The organism is Pseudomonas sp. K5002, from assembly GCF_013386655.1.
Lineage (GTDB): Bacteria > Pseudomonadota > Gammaproteobacteria > Pseudomonadales > Pseudomonadaceae > Aquipseudomonas.
The window spans coordinates 1-2,029 of sequence record NZ_JACARK010001387.1; the positions used below are offsets into that span (position 1 = coordinate 1).

Annotated in this window: 2 protein-coding genes and 1 pseudogene; 1 reads left to right on the plus strand and 2 read right to left on the minus strand. The window is 63.2% G+C overall.

Going from position 1 to position 2,029, the window contains the following annotated elements; genetic code table 11:
- Positions 1 to 43: 43 nt before the first annotated feature.
- Entirely contained in the window at positions 44 to 967 is a 924-nt protein-coding gene (locus HX846_RS36600; RefSeq protein ID WP_008439408.1) for an ABC transporter six-transmembrane domain-containing protein, read from the minus strand.
- 114 nt (positions 968 to 1,081) lie between these two features.
- Between HX846_RS36600 and HX846_RS36605 the strand changes: the two genes are divergently transcribed.
- Positions 1,082 to 1,666 carry a TetR/AcrR family transcriptional regulator gene (locus HX846_RS36605; RefSeq protein ID WP_178967389.1) on the plus strand — a complete coding sequence of 195 codons (585 nt, stop codon included), beginning with the start codon at positions 1,082 to 1,084 and terminating at the stop codon, positions 1,664 to 1,666.
- Here HX846_RS36605 and HX846_RS36610 read toward each other — a convergent pair.
- Positions 1,653 to 2,029 (minus strand): annotated as a pseudogene (locus HX846_RS36610) (magnesium chelatase); the annotation flags it as partial. The gene HX846_RS36605 and the pseudogene HX846_RS36610 sit on opposite strands and share 14 nt — an antisense overlap.

The window sequence follows — 2,029 nt, forward strand, 5'->3', positions numbered from 1 at the left end:
TGTGGGAGCCGGGCTTGCCCGCGATGACGGCCGACCCGACGCGTCAAACGTCGGATCGGTCGCCCAGCCCCGGGTCCACACGCTTGCCAATGTCCTTGAGTCGCGCCAGTTGGTCGACCATCCCTGGCGCTTCATCCAGGCTGCTGACAAAGGTCCACAGGTAAGTCATCACCGCATACACATGGCCGGCCTTGACCGCCGGCGACAGCGCCAACTGGCTGATGGCGACCACAAACAACAGCGCCGCCAGCGTGCCGATAAACAGGAACGCTGCAGCCTCGCGGTCCGACAGCCAGATGCGCAGGCGTGACAGCACCTGGTAGTGGCGCTGCAAGGTCTGTGCGCCGACCTTTTCCACCAGGCCGATTTCCTTTTCCAGGCGGTCATTCAAGCGCTCATGCAGTTCCTGATTGCGCCGGGCGAAACGTGGCAACAAGGTTGTGCACAGCACCAGCGCGGTCAGGCACGCCAGGCCTATCCACGGCTCGATCACCAACAGCATCACTGCCGCACCGACGATGGAAACCAGCGCCGTCGCGATGATCGGCACGTGTTTTTCGAAGAAGTCGACAAAGTCCCGCGCCAGCACCACCCGCGCCGCCGCTCGTGAAGTGCTGTGGTTTTGCAGGCGCTGGTTGAGAATCACCGGCACCGCAAGGTCCGCGTAGATGCGGGTGAAGGTGCGTGTATCCAGCGCCCGTCGCGCCGCCCCGACCACCCAGAACGCCAGCACCACGGCGGCGTAGAACAGCGCGCTGCCGGCATCGCCGCGGATGATCGAGTCCACCGCGAACCCCGCAAACAGTGGGTAGGCCAGCAGCAATGCGTTCTCCAGGGCCACCAGCGACAAGGTGCAGAACAACTTGCCGGGATAGGCCTTGGCGATCGCCTTGAGGGTTTGGCTGGCGGATTGTTGCCCGATCTTTTTGCTTTCTTCGATCAGGATCTGGGGTGTTACGGATGACATGGGGTGCACCGAGAGTGAGATAAACGCTATTATTGAGCGACTGCTCAAGTATCATTGAGCGACCGCTCAAAAAGCAAGCGCCGTCGATCTGCCGGTGCCTGAAGGAAAAGCCTCATGTCGCGTATCGACCGTAAAGACCAGATCATCGCCGCCGCCCTGGAGCTGTTTCGCAGCAAAGGGTTTGCCGATGTTTCCACCCGCGACCTGGCGGAGCATGCCGGGCTGTCCCGCAGCCACGTCTATCACTACTTCAGCGACTGGAAAGAACTGCGCCGCGAAGCGTTCGTGCGGTTCGCCAACGAGCAGCTGGACGAGGTGAGGGCGCCGCTGGTGGATCTGCCACCATTGGAAGCCCTCGAAGGTTTCCTGCGTGACTGCCTGCCCTCCACGGCAGACGCCGGTTGGGCGCTGTGGCTGGATGCCTGGGACGAAGCCATGCATGACGAGCCATTGGCCCAGGCCTACCTGGTGATCAACGCCCAATGGCAAGCCATGCTCGCCGAGGTCATCGAGCACGGTGTGGCAGCCAAGGTGTTTCGCTGTGAGTCGCCCAAGCGCGCTGCGCGACAACTCTTTGCCGTAGCGATGGGCTATGCCGATGACTTGTTGCTCAAACCCTCCGTTGAATCCGCTGAAGCGGTGATGGATGAGGTGATGGAAGTGGCGGGGCTGCTCCTGGCGTTGCCTAGGACGCGCTAGCGGGGCGGTACTGCAAGGCCTCCGCCAGATGATGGCGGGCGATGGCTTCCACTTGTTCCAGGTCGGCCAGGGTGCGGGCGACCTTGAGCAGGCGATGGGCCGCCCGCAACGACAGCGTCAGCCGTTCGCAGGCGCTTTCCAGCCAGCCTTCATCAGCCTTTTTCAGTTTGCAGTGCTGGCGTAGCCCCGGCAGATCGAGAAATGCATTGGCGCAGCCCTGGCGCCGTTGTTGGCGGTCCCGGGCATCGGCGACGAGGACGGAGGCGCTGGCGGTGTCATCACCGGACTGTATGCCCGGGTTCAGCGCGGTGCTTTCCCGGGCGACGGTCACGTGCAGGTCGATCCGGTCCAGCAGCGGCCCCG

Bases quoted from the DNA above. Each gene is read 5' to 3' on its own strand.
- HX846_RS36605 (WP_178967389.1), top strand. From the start codon at position 1,082: ATGTCGCGTATCGACCGTAAAGACCAGATCATCGCCGCCGCCCTGGAG.
- HX846_RS36600 (WP_008439408.1), bottom strand. From the start codon at position 967: ATGTCATCCGTAACACCCCAGATCCTGATCGAAGAAAGCAAAAAGATC.